Here is a 3,264-nt window from a genome sequence, read left to right as displayed (position 1 = left end):
CGCCTGCGGGACTGGCCAACCGGCACGACATCCGGGAACTGGTGGTGCGCACGCTGCTCACCTACCTGGAGCTGGACGGCTTCGTGCGCGCTTTGGGCCACATCTTCACGGACTACTCGCTCACGCCCAACAAGCCGTCCTCGGAAATGCTGGCCCCTTTCGACGCGCCGCGCCAGGCGTTCCTGCGCTCGGTGCTCTCGTGCTGCCGCAAGAAGCGCGGCGGCAGCTTCGGTCTGGACGTGGAGGACGCGGGCGTCAGGACGGGAGAGCCCCGGGAGCGCATCGTGGCGGCCCTGGAGTACCTGCACACCCGGGGCGACATCGACCTCAAGGCCAGCGGCACGCGCCAGCGCTACCGGGTGGTCAGGCGTCCCGAGTCCCTGGACGACCTGGTGCGCGACCTGATGCGCCGCTTCGGGGAACGCGAGAACCGGGAGCTTGCCCGCGTGCGCCAGATGATGGACCTGGCCGGGGAGCCCAACTGCCTCACGCGGGCGCTGCTTGGCTATTTCGGAGAGGAGCGCGGCCCTTGCGGCCACTGCGGGCCGTGCCTGGGCGAACCGCCGTGCCGACCTCCCGCCTTGGTTCCGCGCGCGCCGCGCAGGCGCTCCCTGGCCAAGCTGGAGGCGTTGCTGGAGGAACGGCTGGACCGCCTGGACACCCCCCGGCGTCTGGCGCGTTTCCTCTGCGGTCTGGCGAGCCCGGCCACGGTCCGCCTCAAGGACCATCCGGCCTTCGGGCTCTTCGAGCGCGTGCCCTTCCGCATGGTGCTCGGCCTGGCGGAAGAGGTCCTGCGGGATCGGCGCGCCGCCGGCGGCTGATCCGGCGGCCTTGTTTCGCACGATGTTCCGGGCTATCAGCCGGGTGATATGAACGTCTCGACCCTCATCCGCTACACGCCGCTGGCTTCGGCCAACCGCCTGCGCATCATCGTCTCCGTGCTGGCGCGCCACGGCTTCGAGGAGCTGCTCGACCGCCTGGGCCTGCGCCGCGTCCCGTTCTGGCGCAAGCGCCGCCCTCCCGTGGTTCCACTGCCCGTATGGAAGCGCCTGAAGCTCATCACCGAGGAACTGGGGCCCACGGCGGTGAAGATCGGCCAGATCCTCTCCATGCGCCCGGACATGATCCCCACGGAGCTGTGCGACGAGCTCAAGACGCTCCAGGAAAACCTGCCCCCCGCCTCGTTCCCGGTGATCCGGGCCGCCGTCGAGGAGGCCTTCGGGCGCTCCCTGCAGGACCTGTTCAGCGATTTCGAGCACCTGCCCGTGGCAACGGCCTCGGTCTCGCAGGTTCACCGCGCCCGGCGCGCCGACGACGGCTCACTGGTTGCCGTGAAGGTCCGCTTGCCCGGCGTGGCCGACACCCTCCGGGCCGACCTGGACATCCTGGAGTTCCTGGCCGAACTCCTGGAGGAGCGCGCACCCGCCGTGCGCCCGTTCCGCCCGGTCGAGGTGGTGCGGGAGCTGCGCAAGAACGTGCGCCGCGAGCTGGATTTCACCAACGAAGCCGTGAACATGCTGGCCTTCAACGAGCTGTTCCGGGACAATCCCCGCATCTTCGCCCCGAGGCCGCACACCGACAGGGTGCGCCCCGACGTGCTGGTGATGGACTTCGTGGAGGGCGACAGGCTCGACGGCTTTCTGGGCACGGCCGAGGAGCGCCGCGAACTGGCCGAACTGGGCCTGGAGGCGGCCGTACGCCAGATCATGCTGGAAGGCTTCTTCCACGGCGACCCGCATCTGGGCAACCTCCGCGTGGTGGGCCGCGCCCGCCTGTGCTACCTGGATTTCGGCATGTGCGGCCGCCTGGCCCCCGCCCTGCGTTCCGCCCTGGGCGACTGCGTGATCGCCCTTGCCGGAAACGACCCCGCGCGGCTGGCGCGCGTGGTCGAAGAGATGTCCTTCGCCGCGCCGCCCGACCTGGACGTGCTGAGCCTGGAATCGGACCTGATGTTCGTGATGCAGAAGTTCCGCACCCCCTGCGGCGGCGGGCTGCTGGGCAGCCACATGCTGGAGGTCACCAACGTCTGCCGCGAGCACGGTCTCTCCCCCAGGCCGGACTTCGTGCTGGTGGCCCGGGCCATGCTGGCCACCGAGGCCGCCCTCAAGTGCCTCTGGCCGCAGCTGGACCCGACCGCCAACCTCTCGGGTCTCGCACAGGCCCAGACCCTGCGCCGACTGATCCCCGGCCTCTCGGACCGCTCACTCTGGACCGAACTGGAGGAAGCCGGACGCATCCTGGCCGCCTTCCCGCGCCGGGCCGACGCCGTGCTGCGCAAGCTCGGGGCCGGTCAGCTGAGCGTGGAACTCAAACAGCACGATTTCGGCAGGATGCCCGCCACCTTCCGCCAGATCGGCAACCGTCTGGGGGGGGCGCTGGTCACTGCGGCCCTGGCCGTCAGCTCTGCCCTGGTCTTCGACTCGGGCCTGGGGCCGCAGGTGTGGGGCATGCCCGCCTTCGGCCTTGCCGGCTTCGCCCTGTCGGGGCTCCTGGGCGTGTTCATCACCTTCAAGATGTTCCGCGACACCTAGCGGGAACGGAGACCATCATGAAAGACCTGCTGAAGAAAGGCTTCTATACCGGACTCGGGGCCGGGCTGCTCCTCAAGGACGAGATCATGGACGCCCTCACCCCGCCCGTCTCCTCCGACGGCCTCCCCCTGGAAGAACTCCGCGAACACCTGCGCGGCGTGCTCACCCGCGTGGCCCAGGGCGCGCAAGCCGGAGCCCAGGATGCCGCCGACGCCGGCGAAGCCGAACTGGACGCCCTGCTGGAACGCCTCGGCCTGGCCCGCGTGGAAGACGTGGAAGCGCTCAAGCAACGCGTGGCCGACCTGGAAGCAAAGCTCGCTGCGCACAAGCACGGCAAGTCAGGCGGCGGGAAATAACGCGGTACGCCTGCACGGCTGTGCGGCTGGGGTCGGGGAAGAGGCGCCCTCCATTTAGGGTTTAGCTCACCCCGGAGGTCGTATGCCTCCAAGGGGGGCGGGGCCATCCCATTAACAAGCTGTCAGGCGATTGCTTCGCGGGCTTCACCGGACAAGACCGTGCTGCTGTGCTGGAGACGAAGGCGTAGCCGGTGAAGCCCGCGATGCAACTTGGGAGTCCAGAGGGCGAAGCCCTTTGGCCGTCGAAGGCTCCTCCCCCGGCCACCCTGCCGCACCGATCCACCGTACCGGGCGTCCCGGCGCAGCGGCAGCCGGGCTTACGGTTCTTCGTTGGCCTCGGCTTCAGGGATGCACGGCTGTGCGGCTGGGGTCGGGGA

General features: G+C 69.7%; 3 protein-coding genes. All 3 read left to right on the top strand.

Going from position 1 to position 3,264, the window contains the following annotated elements; translation table 11 throughout:
• Window positions 1-821: RecQ family zinc-binding domain-containing protein (locus tag ACV4UX_RS18015; RefSeq protein ID WP_491594660.1), on the top strand; the 821-nt coding region annotated here is incomplete at its 5' end.
• Window positions 822-869: 48 nt separating this feature from the next.
• Window positions 870-2,531 carry an ABC1 kinase family protein gene (locus ACV4UX_RS18010; protein ID WP_491594659.1) on the top strand — a complete coding sequence of 554 codons (1,662 nt, stop codon included), beginning with the start codon at window positions 870-872 and terminating at the stop codon, window positions 2,529-2,531.
• A 17-nt stretch (window positions 2,532-2,548) separates the two neighbouring features.
• On the top strand, window positions 2,549-2,887 hold the full coding sequence (locus tag ACV4UX_RS18005; RefSeq protein WP_491594658.1) for a hypothetical protein: 339 nt from the start codon (window positions 2,549-2,551) through the stop codon (window positions 2,885-2,887).
• The last annotated feature ends 377 nt before the right edge of the window (window positions 2,888-3,264 follow it).

The organism is Fundidesulfovibrio sp., from assembly GCF_058402725.1.
The sequence above is the reverse complement of the archived record's forward strand: the minus strand, read 5'-3'. Positions and strand labels throughout refer to the sequence as shown.

What these genes read in the sequence shown, in the direction of transcription:
- ACV4UX_RS18010 (WP_491594659.1), top strand. Translation starts at nt 870, where the DNA reads ATGAACGTCTCGACCCTCATCCGCTACACGCCGCTGGCTTCGGCCAAC.
- ACV4UX_RS18005 (WP_491594658.1), top strand. Translation starts at nt 2,549, where the DNA reads ATGAAAGACCTGCTGAAGAAAGGCTTCTATACCGGACTCGGGGCCGGG.